Source organism: Subtercola sp. PAMC28395 (assembly GCF_018889995.1).
GTDB lineage: Bacteria > Actinomycetota > Actinomycetes > Actinomycetales > Microbacteriaceae > Subtercola.
This window is the reverse complement of record NZ_CP076547.1, coordinates 2,689,350-2,705,409: the sequence shown is the minus strand read 5'-3', so window position 1 is coordinate 2,705,409 and position 16,060 is coordinate 2,689,350. Positions and strand designations below refer to the sequence as shown.

The 16,060-nt window shown below is 64.4% G+C and carries 11 protein-coding genes; 6 read left to right on the top strand and 5 right to left on the bottom strand.

The window, feature by feature from the left end:
* Positions 1–24: 24 nt before the first annotated feature.
* Positions 25–2,145: a S9 family peptidase gene (locus KPL76_RS12405; RefSeq protein ID WP_216333811.1), complete on the bottom strand. Its 2,121-nt coding sequence runs from the start codon at positions 2,143–2,145 to the stop codon at positions 25–27.
* Positions 2,146–2,248: 103 nt separating this feature from the next.
* Between KPL76_RS12405 and KPL76_RS12400 the strand changes: the two genes are divergently transcribed.
* Complete coding sequence (locus KPL76_RS12400) at positions 2,249–3,805, top strand: CYTH and CHAD domain-containing protein (protein ID WP_216333810.1); 1,557 nt, start codon at positions 2,249–2,251, stop codon at positions 3,803–3,805.
* A 61-nt stretch (positions 3,806–3,866) separates the two neighbouring features.
* Entirely contained in the window at positions 3,867–5,018 is a 1,152-nt protein-coding gene (locus KPL76_RS12395) for a potassium channel family protein (RefSeq protein WP_216333809.1), read from the top strand.
* On the opposite strand, the gene KPL76_RS12390 is transcribed toward KPL76_RS12395, so the two are convergent.
* The 4 genes from KPL76_RS12390 to KPL76_RS12375 all read right to left on the bottom strand — a co-directional run bounded on the left by KPL76_RS12390 (position 4,924) and on the right by KPL76_RS12375 (position 11,101).
* Positions 4,924–6,735 carry an amino acid transporter gene (locus KPL76_RS12390; RefSeq protein WP_253202253.1) on the bottom strand — a complete coding sequence of 604 codons (1,812 nt, stop codon included), beginning with the start codon at positions 6,733–6,735 and terminating at the stop codon, positions 4,924–4,926. The two genes, KPL76_RS12395 and KPL76_RS12390, sit on opposite strands and share 95 nt — an antisense overlap.
* Before the next feature lie 222 nt (positions 6,736–6,957).
* On the bottom strand, positions 6,958–7,800 hold the full coding sequence (locus KPL76_RS12385; RefSeq protein WP_216333808.1) for a hypothetical protein: 843 nt from the start codon (positions 7,798–7,800) through the stop codon (positions 6,958–6,960).
* A gap of 61 nt (positions 7,801–7,861) precedes the next feature.
* Complete coding sequence (locus tag KPL76_RS12380) at positions 7,862–9,556, bottom strand: sodium:proton antiporter (RefSeq protein ID WP_216333807.1); 1,695 nt, start codon at positions 9,554–9,556, stop codon at positions 7,862–7,864.
* Positions 9,557–9,577: 21 nt separating this feature from the next.
* On the bottom strand, positions 9,578–11,101 hold the full coding sequence (locus tag KPL76_RS12375; RefSeq protein ID WP_256438714.1) for an MFS transporter: 1,524 nt from the start codon (positions 11,099–11,101) through the stop codon (positions 9,578–9,580).
* Between the two features lie 75 nt (positions 11,102–11,176).
* Between KPL76_RS12375 and KPL76_RS12370 the strand changes: the two genes are divergently transcribed.
* From KPL76_RS12370 to KPL76_RS12355, 4 genes are read left to right on the top strand one after another with little or no spacing between them, the layout of a single operon-like run.
* Positions 11,177–12,259 carry a Gfo/Idh/MocA family oxidoreductase gene (locus KPL76_RS12370; protein WP_216333806.1) on the top strand — a complete coding sequence of 361 codons (1,083 nt, stop codon included), beginning with the start codon at positions 11,177–11,179 and terminating at the stop codon, positions 12,257–12,259.
* On the top strand, positions 12,256–13,140 hold the full coding sequence (locus KPL76_RS12365) for an SDR family oxidoreductase (protein WP_216333805.1): 885 nt from the start codon (positions 12,256–12,258) through the stop codon (positions 13,138–13,140). Before KPL76_RS12370 ends, KPL76_RS12365 begins: the two co-directional genes overlap by 4 nt.
* 4 nt (positions 13,141–13,144) lie before the next feature.
* Positions 13,145–14,578 carry a carboxylesterase/lipase family protein gene (locus KPL76_RS12360; protein WP_216333804.1) on the top strand — a complete coding sequence of 478 codons (1,434 nt, stop codon included), beginning with the start codon at positions 13,145–13,147 and terminating at the stop codon, positions 14,576–14,578.
* Positions 14,579–14,609: 31 nt separating this feature from the next.
* Positions 14,610–16,010 carry an aldehyde dehydrogenase family protein gene (locus tag KPL76_RS12355; RefSeq protein WP_216333803.1) on the top strand — a complete coding sequence of 467 codons (1,401 nt, stop codon included), beginning with the start codon at positions 14,610–14,612 and terminating at the stop codon, positions 16,008–16,010.
* The last annotated feature ends 50 nt before the right edge of the window (positions 16,011–16,060 follow it).

Below are 16,060 nucleotides of genomic sequence, written 5' to 3'. Positions count from 1 at the left end.
TACGCTCTGCGTTGCCCTCCCACCCTACGCGAGACCCAAAACGTCGAGCATCCATGCATATTCACAGGCCGTCTCCTTCCAGCGCGCGTAGCGGCCGCTCACGCCGCCGTGACCGGCCGACATCTCTGTCTTCAGCAGGGGAGTGGCCCCCGCTTCGCGCAGCCGGGCGACCCACTTGGCGGGTTCGACATAGAGCACCCTGGTGTCGTTGAGGCTTGTCATGGCGAGGATGCGCGGGTATTCTGCCCCGTCGCGTACGTTTTCGTAGGGCGAATAGGACTTCATGTACGCGTAGACGCCCGGGTAGTGGAGGGGATCGCCCCACTCATCCCACTCGATGACGGTGAGGGGCAGCGAGGGGTCGAGAATCGAGGTGAGCGGGTCGACGAACGGCACCTGCGCGAGAATGCCGGCGAAGAGTTCGGGCGCCTGGTTTGCAACGGCGCCCATGAGGAGGCCTCCTGCACTCCCTCCCTGTGCAACGAGCAGCTGCGGCGTTGTGGCACCGATGTTGATGAGGTGCCGGGCGCACGCGATGAAATCGCTGAAGGTGTTGCGTTTGGTGAGGGTCTTGCCGGACTCGTACCACCAGCGCCCGAGTTCGCCGCCGCCGCGCACATGGGCGATGGCGAAGACGACCCCGCGGTCGAGCAGCGAGAGCCTGGCGACCGAGAACGAGGAGTCGATGCTCGCTTCGTAGGAACCGTAGCCGTAGAGGATGACCGGCTGGGCAGTCTCGTCGATGCGGGTGTCGCTTCGGTAGACCAGGGAGAGCGGCACGCGGGTGCCGTCGTCGGCCGTCGCCCATTCGCGCCGCTGGGTGTAGTCATCGGGGTTGTAGGCGCCGAGAACAGGCTGTTGTTTGAGAACGCGCAGCTCACCGGTCGAGACGACGTAGTCGTACACCGTGGAGGGCGTGACGAAAGAGGTGAAGCCGACGCGCAGGGTCGGTTGCGACCATTCGGGGTTGCCGCCCGTCCCAACGGTGAACAGGGTCTCGGTGAAGGGGAGTTCGGTGAGCGTGCCGTATCCCGTGCCTGGTGTGGCGCCGAGCGCCATCACGGCGACCCGGCTCAGCGCGTCGCGGCGATACTCGACGCTCAGAAAACCCTGGAAGGCATCCACGCCTTCGAGTCTCACGAGGGGGTCGTGGGCGAGGATGACCCGTTGACGTGACGCGTCGGTGGGATCATCCACTGCGACGTCGACCACCTCGAAATTGTCTCCGCTCGCGTTGTGAGTGATGAGGAGCCGGTCTTCGCCTTCGACGACGGCGTGTTCGAGGGAGTATTCGACGCCCTCCGTTCGCGGCCAGACCACCGTGAATTCGCCCAGAGGGGTCGAAGCGTCGAGCAGGCGGGATTCGCTGGTGACACTCGATGAGGCAGCTATTTCGAGGTAGCGGCGACTGCGGGTGAGGCCCACACCGACCCAGAACCGCTCGTCAGGTTCGGTGAAGACGGCGACATCGTCAGAGGCGACGGTGCCGACTTCGTGGCGCCAGATGGTGTCAGGTCGCCAGGAGGGGTCGACGGTCGGGTAGAAGACATACGTCGAATCGGCGCCGAAAGTGGCGCCGGGAGAGGTGTCTTCGATCGTGTCGGGCAGATCGAGACCAGTGACGAGATCACGGATGCGCAGTGTGTAGCGTTCATCACCCACGGTGTCGATCCCGTAGGCGAGGTAGCTACCGTCTGCACTCACATCGAAACTGCCGAGCGAATAGAAGTCGTGGCCCTCGGCCTCGGCATTGTCATCGAGAACGATCACCTCGCCCGGCACGGCGACTCCCGGGTCGAGCACAGGTGGATTCCAGTCATCCGGCGAGGCGATCGGGGCCCGCGCATGCACGCCGTACTGGCTGCCTTCGATGGTGCGGGTGTAGTACCACCACGCTCCATCGCGCACGGGAACAGAGAGGTCGGTTTCGCGGGTGCGGCGCTTGATTTCGTCGAAGATACTCTGCTGGAGACCCGCGAGAGGCAGCAACTGGCTGTCGGTCCAGTCGTTCTCCGCACGCAGGTGGTTGAGGACCTCTTCGCTCTCCTTGTCTCGGAGCCACTCATAGTTGTCGATCACCACATCATTGTGGTGCTCTCGTCGGTGGGCGATCTTCTGTGCAATCGGGGGAGTACCGGTGGGCATCCTTCAACCGTACTCCGCACCGGCGCAGGGTGCTGGTCGCACTCTGCCGCCTGCGTACAGGCCGGATACGTTACCGTGAGTGACGGAAGTAGAGGTAAAGCAGATGTCCCCTCAGATGCACATCGAGATCGAGCGAAAGTACGACGTCGATGCTGCGGCGGTCGTACCCGATCTGACAGGCGCCGGTCTTGTCGTTCACGTGTCGGCTCCGGAGACCACGACACTGGAGGCCGTCTACTACGACACAGCAGATCTCGCGCTTGCTGCGCAGCGCATCGTGCTGCGGCGGCGAACCGGCGGTTCAGACCAGGGCTGGCACATCAAGCTTCCCGGCGACGAGGGTCGTCTCGAACTGCACTGGCCGCTGGGCGAGGACGGCCCCATTCCCGACGCGGTTCTGGACCTCGTGATGGTGCACCTTCGGAACCGCCCTGTCTCACCGGTTGCCCGGATCACCACAACCCGAACGACGACATGCCTGTTCGGCGCCGACGACGTTGCCATCGCCGAGGTCTGCGATGACCTCGTGTCTGCGGGAGATGTCGCTACCGGCCAACTGAGGGTCTGGCGGGAGTGGGAGGTCGAGTTGACCGACGATGCTCCCGGGTCTCCGAAGAAGCGAGACGCCCTGCTCGATTCGATCGAGAAACAGCTCAGCGAGGCCGGCGCGAGCCCGGCCTCGAGTATCTCCAAACTCGCGCACGCTCTCGGAAAGGAGAAGCTCGGTGAGCTCGGTCCCCGCTGGGTTCTGACCTCGCGGAGCACGGCCGGCGACGTGCTCCGTGCCGCGATCACCTCTCTCACCGAGAGGCTTGTCGCCGCAGACCCGCAGGTGCGCCAGGACGAGGCCGGTGCCATCCATGAAATGCGCTCCTCAGTGCGGCGTCTGCGCAGCGTGTTCGCGAGTTACCGCACGCTTCTCCCTGCACCAGAATCGACCTTTCTGGAATCCGAGCTCGAAGTGCTCGGGCAGACCCTGGGCGGGGCCCGTGACCCCCAGGTCATGCACGACCGGGCGAGGAACCTCGTGCGGTCCCAGTCGAACAAGCGGATGCACGAGGCCGTGCTCGCCCGCGTCGTCGTGCAGAAGGAGGCCGAGTACCACAGGGCCCTCGAACGACTGCACGACCTCATGACCAGCGATCGGTACTTCAGGTTGCTCGATGCGCTCGAGCACCTGGCAGCGCGCGCCGTTCTGCCCAAGGCCGCGCAGCGTCCAGCGGCCAGGGCTCTTGCCGAGGGGATCGTGACGGACTATGCCCGCGTCAAGCGGAGGATGGCAGGGGTCAACCAGGCTTCAAACGCCACGGAATGGAACCAACGGACGCACCGGGTTCGGAAGGCCGCACGCCGCCTCCGTTTTGCGGTCGAGGCGCTCAGCACGGGAGAAACCGCGATCTTCGGCGAGAAAGCCGGGAGACTGGCACGCGCGGCCGAGGGTGTGCAGACGGCCCTGGGCGAATACCGTGACAGCATGCTGTTGCAGCAGCTCCTGCTCGCCAGCTCCGAACTGGCGTTTGCCGAGGGTGAGAACACTTTCGGCTATGGTCGCCTCCACGCCATCGAACAGCAGCGCTCTGATTACGCAATCGAAGAGTACAGTCGTGCCCGCGACGAGTTCACGGCGGCCAAGAAATGGCTTCCATCGCGATCCCGGTAGGCTGACACCACACTGCAGGCGGCCGCGAGTGGGCTAGCGGCCCTCAACGACGGGGCTATTCATGAAAAATCGCACCTCACGCTCCAGGTCACAAGCTCGCTTCGCCGGTTCCTATGCGGAGGTGTCGGATTCAAGCGCCCGTGGCGACGATTCGCCGACAGTCGATCAGACGGCATCGTTCGATGCGGAAGACGAGGCGAACGCCGCCGCCATCACCGACCGGATCACCGATGTCCTGACCGAGGCGCTGCCCGGCAGGAGCGGAGGGGAAGGCTTGGATGGCCCCGCCCAGACGTTTTCCCGCTCGCGGTTGCGCTCGTTCGGCTTCACTCGAAGCGATGAGGGGCAAGCCGCGTGGAATTCGGCCGCGGAATGGCCGCTCACCGTCGTGTCGATCGTCTTTCTGGTCGCCTACTCCTGGGATGTCATCGGCAATCTCAAGGGTGCAGCGAACCTTGCCGCCGAGATCGTCATGTGGGCGGTCTGGGCGTTCTTCGTCGTCAACTACGTCGCGAACCTGGTGCTCGCCCCTCGCAGACTGCGATGGTTCTTCACGCACATTCTCGAATTTCTGATCGTGGCTCTGCCCATGCTCCGGCCGCTCCGGTTGCTGCGACTGGTCATGCTGTGGACCGTTTTGCAGAGAACGGCAGGTACCGCCTTCCGGGGCAGGGTCGCGACCTACGTGATCGGCTCGGCAAGTCTGCTCGTGCTGATTGCCGCGCTGGGAATCCTCGATGCGGAACAGAACACGCCCGGCGCTTCGATCACGAACTTCGGAGATGCGTTGTGGTGGGCTTTCGTGACGATCACCACCGTCGGGTATGGCGATTATGTTCCGATCACCGGCGAGGGGCGCCTGATCGCGGTCGGCCTGATGATCGCGGGAATCGCTCTCCTGGGTGTGATCACCGCAACTCTCGCCAGCTGGCTCGTCGATCGTGTCCGAAGCGGAGAGGCGCGAGTCGAGAGCGCGAATGTCGACCATATCGATGCGCTGGCAACCCAGTTGGAAGAGATGAGGGCAGAGCTGGCCCGGTCACACGAATCCTTCTCCGAAGAGATCGCGACGCTCAGACGAGCGAATCTTCAGAAGGGGCCGATGAGTGCTGCGCGTTTCAACTCACGTGCACGGCGGGGCGCAGCTTCACGTCCTTCTCAGCCTCGCGGAGCACTTCGCGGGTCACCGGGGCAACCTCGCCGCCGCCCGTGATGAGGAACTTGAGCATGTTCGAAAGGGGATTGCCTTCGGTCCACTCGAAGTAGATCTCGGGCACGACGCCTGTCTCGTCGCGAATCGTCAGAAGCACGACGGCAAGAGTGTTCGGGATGTTTCCGCTTCGTATTTCGAGTACACGGTAGCCGTGTTTGGTGACGCCACGAACGACGAGGTCTTCTTCGAAGTCTGATGAGTCGGCCGGGTAGACCTCCACGAAGATCACCTTCGCGCTGGTCGGTATGTGGCTGTCGTGCCGTTCCTCTTTGTTCTTGATGCGATATTCGAGCGCGCTGCCGTCGTCCGGTTCGTTGGCGATGAGGTTGATGACCCCTCGATCCGCGTCGGCACGAACGAACGCGAGGGCCGATTCATCGAGGGTGACGGAGGTCGCCCGCAGCTGGAACGACCGTTGGATGCGTGAGACGAGCGAGATTCCCAGGATTCCGACGATGAAGAGCGCGGCAATCTTGACGCCGTCGGGACGTTCGAAGACATTCGCCACGGTCGTGTACAAAAACACGAGGGAGACGATTCCGAAGCCGATCGTGCGTTTGGGCTGTTTCTGTCTGCGTGCAGACAACGTCACAGCAACCGAGGCAGAGGTGATGAGCACGAGCACACCGGTGGCGTAGGCCCCGCCCTGCGCATCGACGCTCGCGTTGAACGCGATGGTGATGATGAATGCGATCGCCGTGAAGACGAGCACGAGAGGTCGTACTGCCCGCACCCATTGGGGAGCCATTCCGTATCTCGGCAGGTACCTCGGTACGAGGTTCAGCAGGCCGGCCATTGCTGACGCCCCGGCGAACCAGAGGATGGCGATGGTGCTGATGTCGTAGAATGTACCGAACCCAGCTCCCAGGTACTCGTGGGCCAGATATGCCAGGGCCCTGCCGTTCGCGGCCCCGCCCGCCTGGAATTCAGACTGGGGAATCAGCAGTGTCGTCACGATGCTCGAGGCGATGAGGAACGAACTCATGATGAGTGCCGCCGTCGTGAGCAGGCGCCACGTTCCGCGGATTCGCCCAGTCGGGTTCACCGGAGTGTCGCTCGGTGAACCCGTGATCTGGGGCATGACGGCCACGCCGGTCTCGAAACCCGAGAGCCCGAGCGCCAGTTTGGGGAACACGATCAGCGCGATTCCAACCATGACCAACGGGTTGCCGTGCTGGGCGTTGAGTGCCGACCACCAGTCACTGATCACAACGGTGTTCTCAAAGACGTGGGCGATCGAGACGGCTACCACCACCAGGTTCAGTAGCAGGTAGACGGCGACCAGTACAGTTGCTATGCCGATGGCCTCTTTGAACCCCCTGATGAAGACGGCTCCGAGAAGGGCGACAAGAACCAGAGTGATGATCACCTCATTGCCATGGAACCACGACGGCGCAAAAGGATTCTCGATGGCGTGAGCTGTCGCGTCTGCCGCGGAGAGAGTGATGGTGATCATGAAGTCGGTCGCGGCGAACCCGAGCAGTACGAGAACGAACAGCTTGCCGCCCCACCACGGCAACAGTCGCTCGAGCATGGCGATGGATCCCTCGCCCTTGAAGCTCTCTTTGGCAACCCGGCGGTAGACCGGAAGGGCGCCGAAGAGGGTGAGCAGAACAAGAACGATGGTCGCGAACGGCGAAAGGAGTCCCGCTGCCAATGCCGCGATAGCCGGCTGGTAGCCCAGGGTGGAGAAGTAGTCGACACCCGTCAGGCACATGACACGCCACCAGCTGTGCGTCTTCTCGGCCTTCGCTGCGTACGACCCCTGGTAACGGCCGGACTGGTCGAGGAGGCCCTGCAGGAGCCAGTGCCTCACTCGCCCGTTCGGACGTGTGTCTCCGTCGGTGATGACGTGTCGGGCGGTTTCACCGACGGTGTCGTTCCGAGGTTCGGGTTCGGGCGCGATTGTGGGCACAGACCAACAATACGACCCCCGGGGTCAGTGCAGATTCCAGGCCGGGACGACGTCGAAACCGTTGTCGAGAAGGCCTCGCCGGAGGAACGCTTCAAGGGCGTCTGCGGCGACAGTGGAATGTCCGACGGCCCGAGGGAATTCGGCCCAGCACAGTGGATCTGGCCGATAGTCGATCACCCGCACTGCAACGGCGGCTTCGCGCAGCAACTCCGGCAGATCTTCGCGGGGATCAGGCGTTCCGGATACGGCATCCCGTTGTAGGAGGGTTGGTGGGAGCTCGCTCAGGCGGGCGACCAGCGAGACCACTTCGGCCTCTGCTGTCGCGGGTGGCCCGATCAACAACGCGAAGTCCGGCGAGATGAGGGCTTGCCGAACAAGCTGCGGTGCACCGCTTTCGAGCGAATCACGGGCCCGCATTGCTGTTCTGGCGGCCAGAGCTGCTCCGTCTCCGGTGCCGACAACGGCGAGCAGGGCAGATGGGGCTTCGAGTGCGCACTGCTCCAGCGCACGGAATGCCGCCTCCCGTGCATCGCCGGTCCCCTCCCCGATCTGGACCACCACGACCGTCAGCGACAGCCGGCGGCACAGCCTGCTCGCAAGCCACGCGCCGGTACGTGCCCCGTGCCAGCGCAGTTCCGAGCTGGCGGCGAAGTAGAGCACCCTGGGTGCCGTTCCATTCGTACTTGACGCGAGAGGCGGGGAGTAGCTGCGAAGCGAGACGTGCTCGAAGGGCGCCCCCAACGCGGAGTCGCGCGTCTTCACACCCTTCACCCGATCGTCAGCGTAGTAGCGGCGAACAGGGCTGAGGTGCGTGACCGCCCACCGTCGAAGGCCGGGTCGGGGTTCTGGCTGCAGAGCTTCACTCATCACTGTTCACGATAGTCCCCCGTCAGCCGACGGTGTTGCCTGGGGAGCAGGCGAAGCGCGGTCAGCGGCGGTTGCGCGTCATCGCCGAGGTGTCGAGCGCCAACTGCTCGGAGTCGATGCCGCGCAGAACACTGCGCATGACCTCTTCATCGAGTTCACCATTGTTGCGCTCACGGATGATGATCGACCGGCGATGGTCGAGAAGCTCGCGTCGCAGTTCGGTGAGCTCCGGCCCGCTCAACCGGGGTGCTCGCACTGTCGAGGTGTCGACACCGGCGGAGTCGATGTCCTGTTCTTCGAGGTCGTGTTCGTCGAGCAGAACCGCGACCTGGCGTTCGAACTGGCTGATCAGCGTACCCAGTGAGCGGTCGAGTTCCGCGGTTCCGTAGCGGGCGGCCCACTCATCGTGGTGCTCGTCGATGTAGTCCTTCGTCTCCCGGACACTCCGTTCGAAGATGCGAACCTCGTCTTCGGCATCGCGTTCTGCCTGGCCGAGGTCGGCGACGGAGAGTCTTCGAATGACCCACGGCAGGCTAAGCCCCTGCACGATCAGAGTGCCGATCGTCACGACGAAGGCCACGAGGTTGATGGTGTCGCGTTGCGCGACAGGCCCGGCGGCAGTCACCACCGGCACTGCAGCGGCCGCAGCAAGAGTGACGACACCTCGCATTCCCGACCACGATATGACAGCGAGTTCCTGCCAGGAGAGCTCTGGCTCGTGTTTGGAAGCCAAGTGCCGCAATATCGGGATCTTCTTCTGCGCGCGGGCCTGCCATCGGGCCCGGAAGTACGCGGTGTAGACGAATACCGGCCTGACCAGGATGACCACGGCGAAGACGGCGGCGGCGAGGCCGATGGATTTCGCAAGGCCCAGTGAGTTGGATGCCACGTTCTGTGTGACGCTGAAGACCTGCAGGCCGATGAGGGCGAAGACGAAGCCTTCAAACAGAAGGTCGATCGAACTCCACACCGGACGTTCCTGGAGTCTCGTCTCGTAGCCGGTTTTCGGCGAGTTGTAACCGATGTAGAGTCCGGCTGCGACCACGGCGAGAACGCCTGATCCATGGAGCGCCTCGCCTGCGGCGTAGGCGCCGAAGGGAACCAGGAGACCGAGAGTCGCTGCCACCACTGAATCCCTGAGTCTGACTCTCACGAACTGCACTACGACCCCGATCGCGAGTCCGACGACCACGCCGACCACGATCGCGAGGACGAAGGTGCCGATGACCCCTCCGAAGCTCAGCGCCGACCCCCCGATGATGGCAATGAAGACCCGGAAGAGTGTGAGCGCCGCGGCATCGTTGATGAGACTCTCACCCGAGAGAACAGTCATGACTCCGCGCGGCAGGCCGAGGCGTCGCCCGATCGCAGCGGCAGAGACCGCATCGGGCGGGGCGACGATCGCCCCGAGAAGCAATGCGCCCGGCAGAGTCAACTCGGGGACGATCCAGTACGCGATGAGGCCCACGACCACGGTCGTCACGATGACGAGCCCGACACCCAAGCGCCTGATGTGACGAACGCTCTGGGTGAAGTTCTGGAATGAGACGTCCAATGCCGCCGAGTAGAGCAGCGGTGGCAGCACGACTGTGAGAATGACCTCCGAGTCGATCTCCACCGGCGGGATGCCCGGAATGAATGACACGCCGAGTGCGACGGCGACGACCAGCAGCGGCGCCGGCCAGCCCCTCCAGCGCGCGAACGCGCTCACGGCCAGGGAACCCGCAAGGATGAGCAGAAGTTCAGGGGTGTTCATGAACACCTACCTTAGATCGGCTCAGGCGCGTGAACCGACGGCCTGGGGAATGCTGGTTGAGCGATAGGCGGGTTCCCTCCGCGGAATGAAGAACGCGGCGACGACTCCGAGCAGGGCCACCGCAGCAGCTATGGCGAAACAGAGCTGGAACGCCCCCTGGGTGGGAATCGGGTGCCCAGCCGAGATGACGACATTCGATGACAGGATCAGACCGAGAACGGCTGCGGCCACTGTGGAACCGAGGCTCCTCATCACAGAGTTCAGTCCGTTCGCCGCCGCCGTCTCAGTCGCAGGTACAGCGTGCATGATCAGCGTCGGCATCGCTGCGTAGGCGAACCCGACCCCGAACCCCACCGCAGTCGCCACGAAGACCGCGTGCCACACTTCGGTCATCAAGCCGATGGCAAGCGCGTAGCCGACCGCGATGATGATGCCGCCGAGAACGAGGCTCGTGCGGGGGCCGCGCGCTGCGCTGAGTCGAGCCGCCACGGGCGACATGAAGAACATCACCAGGCCGCTGGGCATCAGGCACAGGCTCGCGATGAGCAGGCTCTGGCCGAGGCCGACTCCGGTGGAGGTGGGTGCCTCGAGCAACTGGGGGAGCACTGCCGCGCTCGCGAAGAAGGCGAATCCCACTGTGATCGAGGCCAGGTTCGTGAGGAGCACAGGCCGTCGTGCGGCAATCCTCAAGTCGACGAGAGGGTTGCTCGTGCGGAGCTCGAACAAACCCCACAGCACCAGCACGAGCACACCGCCGCCGAGCATCCCGAGCGTGACCGGGCTGGCCCAGCCCCACTCGCTGCCCTTCGAGACGGCGAGCAGGATGCCCACCAGACCTATCGCGAAACCGATCGCGCCCACGAAATCGAACGAGCCGCCGGTGCGAAGCGTGCTCACCGGAACGACGAGGAACACCAGCACGAGTGCCACCAGTGCCAGGAGCCCGGCCAGCCAGAACAGGAAGTGCCAATCGAGGTTCTGGGCGATGAGGGCCGAAACCGGCAGTCCCACTGCGCCGCCGATGCCCAGCGTCGCGCTCACCAGTGCGACAGCCGCGCCGAGTCGTGCCGGGTGCAGAACGTCTCTCAGGATGCTGACACCCAGGGCGATCACTCCAAGACCCGTACCCTGCAGGACGCGCCCGATGATCATGACGAGCACGTCGTTCGACAGTGCAGAAACGACGGAGCCGGCGAGCAGGAGAACCAGAAGAATCAGGACCATGCGTCGCTTGCCGAACATGTCGCCGAGTCGGCCGCTGATGGGCGTCGAAATGGCTGCGGCGAGCAGGGTGGCCGTCAGGATCCAGGTCGCGTTCGAGGCAGTGGTGTTCAGCAGCAGCGGCAGCTGGGGCGTGATCGGCGTGACCAGGGTCTGCATGAAAGCGGCGATGAGGCCGGTGAAGGCGAGGGTCGCGATGATGGCCCGTTCACTCGAGGGCTTGGTGAGACGCTTCCTCTCGCGTTCCGTCAGTACACCAAGGGAGTCTTCGACGGTCAGGTCTCGTGGGCTGGCTTCGGTCGGGATTCTGGAGTCTGGCTTCACTGCTCCTTCAACGCGAGTGGCGGCGTGGATATTCCTTAGGAGACAACAAGTATTTCGCCTCGCTAGGGTTGCAGCATGACCCGTACTGCTGAACTGTTCCAGGCACCCATTCGCACCGCACTGATCGGGTTCGGCCTGGGCGGCCGGGTCTTCCACGCGCCGTTCCTTGCCGCGGATGCTCGTTTCTCTCTCGACGCCATTGTGACCGGTGATCCGGCACGACAGGCGGATGCCCACGCTCGTTACCCGGAGACGTCCGTCATCGCGTCGGTGCCAGAGTTCTTCGAGGTCGCAGACGATGTCGATCTGGTTGTGATCAGTTCCCCTCCCTCTGCGCACTACGCACTTGCATCAGCGGCGATCGACGCCGGGCTTTCGATCGTGATCGACAAGCCGTTCACCACGAACTCGGGCGAGGGTCTCGATCTGATCACCCGGGCCGAAGAGCGGGGTCTTCTCCTTACCGTGTTTCAGAACCGGCGGTGGGACGGCGACTTCCAGACGGTCTCCGACCTGGTGGCGGGCGGTGCGCTCGGCGAGATCCACCACTTCGAATCGCGCTTCGAGTGGTGGAAGCCGCAGGGTGGGCGGGCCTGGAAGGGTGAGGCGACGGTGGCAGAAGGCGGGGGAATTCTCTTCGACCTGGGCCCACACCTCATCGACCAAGCCCTGCAGTTGTTCGGGCCCACCGCCGAGATCTACTCCGAACTTGCGACCAGGCGACCTGGCGCCCCCGCCGAAGACGACGTCTTCCTCGCCCTGACCCATGAATCTGGCGTGACCAGTCATCTCTGGATGAGCGGATTCGCGGCTCAGAAGGGCCCCCGGTTCCGGATGCTCGGGTCGAAGGGGGCGTACACGAAGTTCGGCCTCGATGGTCAGGAGCCCGCGCTGATCGCCGGCGCAGTGCCGAACGACGAAGGATTCGGGGTCTCCCCGAAGCACGAGTGGGGAGTTCTCGGCATCGACGGAGACCTCGCACCGGTCGAGACCCGGCGGGGGAGCTACGCCGGTTTCTACTCCCAACTGGCAGACGCCCTGACAACCGGCGCACCCCTTCCGGTCGACCCGCGGGACTCGCAGGCGATCACGGAGATCATCGAGAACATCCACGCCACAACCAGGACCCGTCGACAGAATCGGAGCCAAGCACTGTGAGCGAAACGAGTACGGCTCCGACAATCGGCGTCACCGGCGCGACGGGCAAGATCGGCGGCGCGGTCGCGAGGTCGCTGGTTGACACGAGTCGGGGCGGCCACGCCGGCACCAGTCTGCGTCTGGTCGTGCGGGATGCGTCGCGGGCCCCGGCATTCGAGGGTTCGAACGCCGATGTGACTGTCGCAACGGCGACGTACGGCGATGGGGAGTCGGGCATCCGGGCGCTCGGAGGGGTTGACGTGTTGTTCATGGTCTCGGCCGCCGAATCGCCAGACCGCGTCGCCGAACACGTGCAGTTCGTCCAGTCGGCACTGGAGGCCGGGGTCAGCCATATCGTCTACACGTCGTTCACAGGTGCCGGCCCCGCAGCAGGGTTCACCCTGGCCCGGGACCATGGTGCCACTGAAGAGGTGATCCGGGCAAGCGGTGTCGATTTCACGTTTCTGCGCGACAACTTCTACCTCGACCTACTGCCGTTGTGGGCGGGCGACGACGGGGTGATCAGGGGGCCAGCCGGCGACGGACTGATCGCAGCAGTGGCGCGAGCTGACGTCGTCGATTCGGCGGTGGCGGTTCTCCTGCACCCTGAACGTCACCGGAACGCGGTGTACGAACTCACGGGGGGTGAGGCTGTGACCTTCGCCGATGTCGCTCGTCGAACCTCTCTGGCGACCGGTCAGAAGCTGCGGTTCGAGAATGAGACCGTCGAGGAGGCCTACGCGTCGAGGGCGCACTACGGGGCGCCCGACTTCATCGTCGACGCCTGGGTGAGTACCTACACAGGAATTCGGGACGGCGAGCTGGCTGCGGTGAGCGATGACGTCGTCGTGCTCACCGGTCACCCGCAGCGCACCCTCGAAGATGTACTGGCAGGGAGGTGATTCGGTGACGATACCGCTGGAAACATTCGGCGTCGATTCGGTCGACAGCGCGTCTAGTCGCATCGAAACTGTTGACGTCGAGACACCGAACGGAACTCTTCGCGGCCGTGTCGACGGGGATCTCCTGCGGTTCCGCGGGGTGCGGTACGCCAGGGCCAGCAGATTCGAACTGCCGGTCGCCGAGCATCCGTGGCAGGGAGTGCGCGAGGCGCAGCTCAATGGCCCGATGTGCCCCCAGCCGCCATTCGGTCTCGCCCTCCTTGCGTTGCCCAAGCCGGTGCCGCCCATGGACGAGGACTGTTTCTTCCTGACGATCACGGCACCCGCCACAGGAACCGCGAAGAAACCGGTCATGGTGTGGATCCACGGTGGCGCCTACGTCAACGGTTCGGGTTCGGGTGACATCTACGACTCGGCGAGAATCGTGCGCGACGGAGACGTCATCGTGGTCGGCGTCAACTATCGGCTCGGTGTCTTCGGCTACCTCGCCATCGACGGTGTTGCGCCCGCAAACCTGGGCGTGGCCGACCAGCTCGAAGCCCTTCGCTGGGTGAAGACCAATATCGCGAGCTTCGGAGGCGACCCTGACTCCATCACCGTTTTCGGGCAATCGGCGGGAGCCGATGCGATTGCCCACCTGCTCTCGATTCCCGAGGCCGACGGACTCTTCTCGCGGGCCATCCTGCAGAGCCCGCCGCTCGGCCTCGACCGCGAGCGGCAGAAGCTCAGCCCGCAACTGACCGCGAACGTGCTGCGCGCGCTCGGTGAAGACCCTGTCACAGCGCCGGTCGAACGGATGCTCGCCGCCCAGGTTGCAGCCACGCAGGGGCTGAGCGGCGACAGGCTCACGGCGGGTATGCCGTACGCGCCGACGCCCGGTGCCTGGCCCATCTCGCTGCCCGAGCGGCGCCAGACGAGGTGGCGAGCCAGAGCAGCATCGGTCGATGTGCTGATCGGCTACAACAGAGACGATTTCACACCGTTTCTCGATGCAGTTCCCGCGCTCCGGAGGGCTCGAGCGCGCAGCGTGGTGCGCCCGGCCACCGAACCGCTGTCGCGAATTCTGACGAACCGGGTGTTCGGCGCACCGACGCTCGAATTGGCACGATTGCTGGCCGGCAGCGGTGCGCACGTCTACACCTATCGATTCGATTGGCGGCCACGCAGCACCGTGTGGGGAGCGTGCCACTGCATCGAACTGCCGTTCTTCTGGGCCGACGAGGAGTTCTGGCAGGGCTCACCGATGCTCGGCGGCGTCGACTGGGCGGACCTCGATGAGCTCGGCTCCCGACTGCGCCGGGCATGGGCTGCTTTCGCGCGTTCTGGAGTGCCGGTTCTCGACGGGCAACCCGGGGCGTGGGCCGAAGTCAGCGACGAGCATCCGATCGGCGTGAAGATCACCTTCGATCCCCGGTATTCACCGCGTTCACAGGGGTGAATCAGCGTCTCATCGGTCGTACGATGAGGGAATGAGCACAGGTGCTGGAGTGACGATTCCCGACGTTGTCGATCGACTGCGCAGCACGTACGAACGGGGTGTGACAAAACCGTACGCGTGGCGGGTCTCCCAGCTCAGGGCCCTGCGCTCCCTTCTCATCGAGGGCACCGCAGAGATCGAAGCTGCGCTACTGGCAGACCTCCGCAAGAACCCGGCAGAGGCCCAACTCACCGAGATCGGTTTTGTCATCGCCGAGATCGACTACACGCTCGCGCGGTTGCGCCGGTGGCTCAGGCCCAGCCGGGTGAGCACGCCGCTGCTCATCGCGCCCTCGACGGCGAAGACCGTTCTCGAGCCCGTCGGTGTCGTTCTGGTGATCTCCCCGTGGAACTACCCCGTGCAGCTGTTGCTGGTGCCGATCATCGGGGCGATTGCCGCCGGGAACGCCGTGGTCGCCAAACCGAGCGAACTCGCCCCTGCCACCTCAGCCGCCTTCGCCTCCCTGTTCCGTCGATACCTCGACAATCGCGCGATCGCCGTGGTCGAGGGGGGCGTCGACGAGACCACGGTGTTGCTGAACGAACGGTTCGACCACATCTTCTACACGGGCAACTCCCGGGTCGGCCGAATCGTGATGCGGGCTGCCGTCAAGCACCTCCCGCCCGTGACGCTCGAACTCGGCGGAAAGTCGCCGGTGTACGTCGACGAGACCGTCGATCTGAAGGCCGTCGCCCACCGCATCGCCTGGGGAAAGTTCATGAACGCCGGCCAGACCTGCGTCGCCCCTGATTACCTGCTGGCGACGCCCCAGGTCGCGCGGGCGCTCGAGCCGCTGCTGGCCGAGGTGATCGCCGAGTTCTACGGCGATCATCCGGAACAGAGCGAGAGTTACGGGCGCGTCGTCAATGACGCCCAGTTCGGCAGGCTGACGAAGCTCATCGAGGGTGAGACGGTGGTGACCGGTGGCCAGTCGGATGCCCGCACCCGCTACCTCGCACCCACTGTTCTCTCGGGCGTCAGCCGGGCCGCTCCCATCATGCAGCAGGAGATCTTCGGGCCCATCCTCCCGATCGTCGAGGTCACCGGGCTCGCCGATGCGATCGGCTTCATCAATGCCGGCGAGAAGCCGCTCGCACTGTACGTCTTCACCGAATCGGCATCGGCTCGCCGCCGCTTCATCACCCAGACCTCGTCTGGGGCACTGGCATTCGGCGTGCCGGCGGCGCATCTGCTGGTGCCGGGGCTTCCCTTCGGGGGAGTGGGGGAAAGCGGCATGGGTGCATACCATGGCCAGCGAAGCGTCGAAGTGTTCAGCCATCGCAAAGCGTTACTGAGCAAGAATCTGAAGCCCGACACATTTAACCTCGTGTATCCGCCGTTCACACAGAAGAAAGATGCGTTCATCCGTGGTTTCCTCAGAAAACTCACGTAGTTCGAACGCGCGGCGAGTAGTGTCTTCGAGGTGCCAGAGACATACCTTTC

What these genes read in the sequence shown, in the direction of transcription:
- KPL76_RS12405 (WP_216333811.1), bottom strand. Translation starts at nt 2,145, where the DNA reads ATGCCCACCGGTACTCCCCCGATTGCACAGAAGATCGCCCACCGACGA.
- KPL76_RS12400 (WP_216333810.1), top strand. Translation starts at nt 2,249, where the DNA reads ATGTCCCCTCAGATGCACATCGAGATCGAGCGAAAGTACGACGTCGAT.
- KPL76_RS12395 (WP_216333809.1), top strand. Translation starts at nt 3,867, where the DNA reads ATGAAAAATCGCACCTCACGCTCCAGGTCACAAGCTCGCTTCGCCGGT.
- KPL76_RS12390 (WP_253202253.1), bottom strand. Translation starts at nt 6,735, where the DNA reads ATGTGCCTGACGGGTGTCGACTACTTCTCCACCCTGGGCTACCAGCCG.
- KPL76_RS12385 (WP_216333808.1), bottom strand. Translation starts at nt 7,800, where the DNA reads ATGAGTGAAGCTCTGCAGCCAGAACCCCGACCCGGCCTTCGACGGTGG.
- KPL76_RS12380 (WP_216333807.1), bottom strand. Translation starts at nt 9,556, where the DNA reads ATGAACACCCCTGAACTTCTGCTCATCCTTGCGGGTTCCCTGGCCGTG.
- KPL76_RS12370 (WP_216333806.1), top strand. Translation starts at nt 11,177, where the DNA reads ATGACCCGTACTGCTGAACTGTTCCAGGCACCCATTCGCACCGCACTG.
- KPL76_RS12355 (WP_216333803.1), top strand. Translation starts at nt 14,610, where the DNA reads ATGAGCACAGGTGCTGGAGTGACGATTCCCGACGTTGTCGATCGACTG.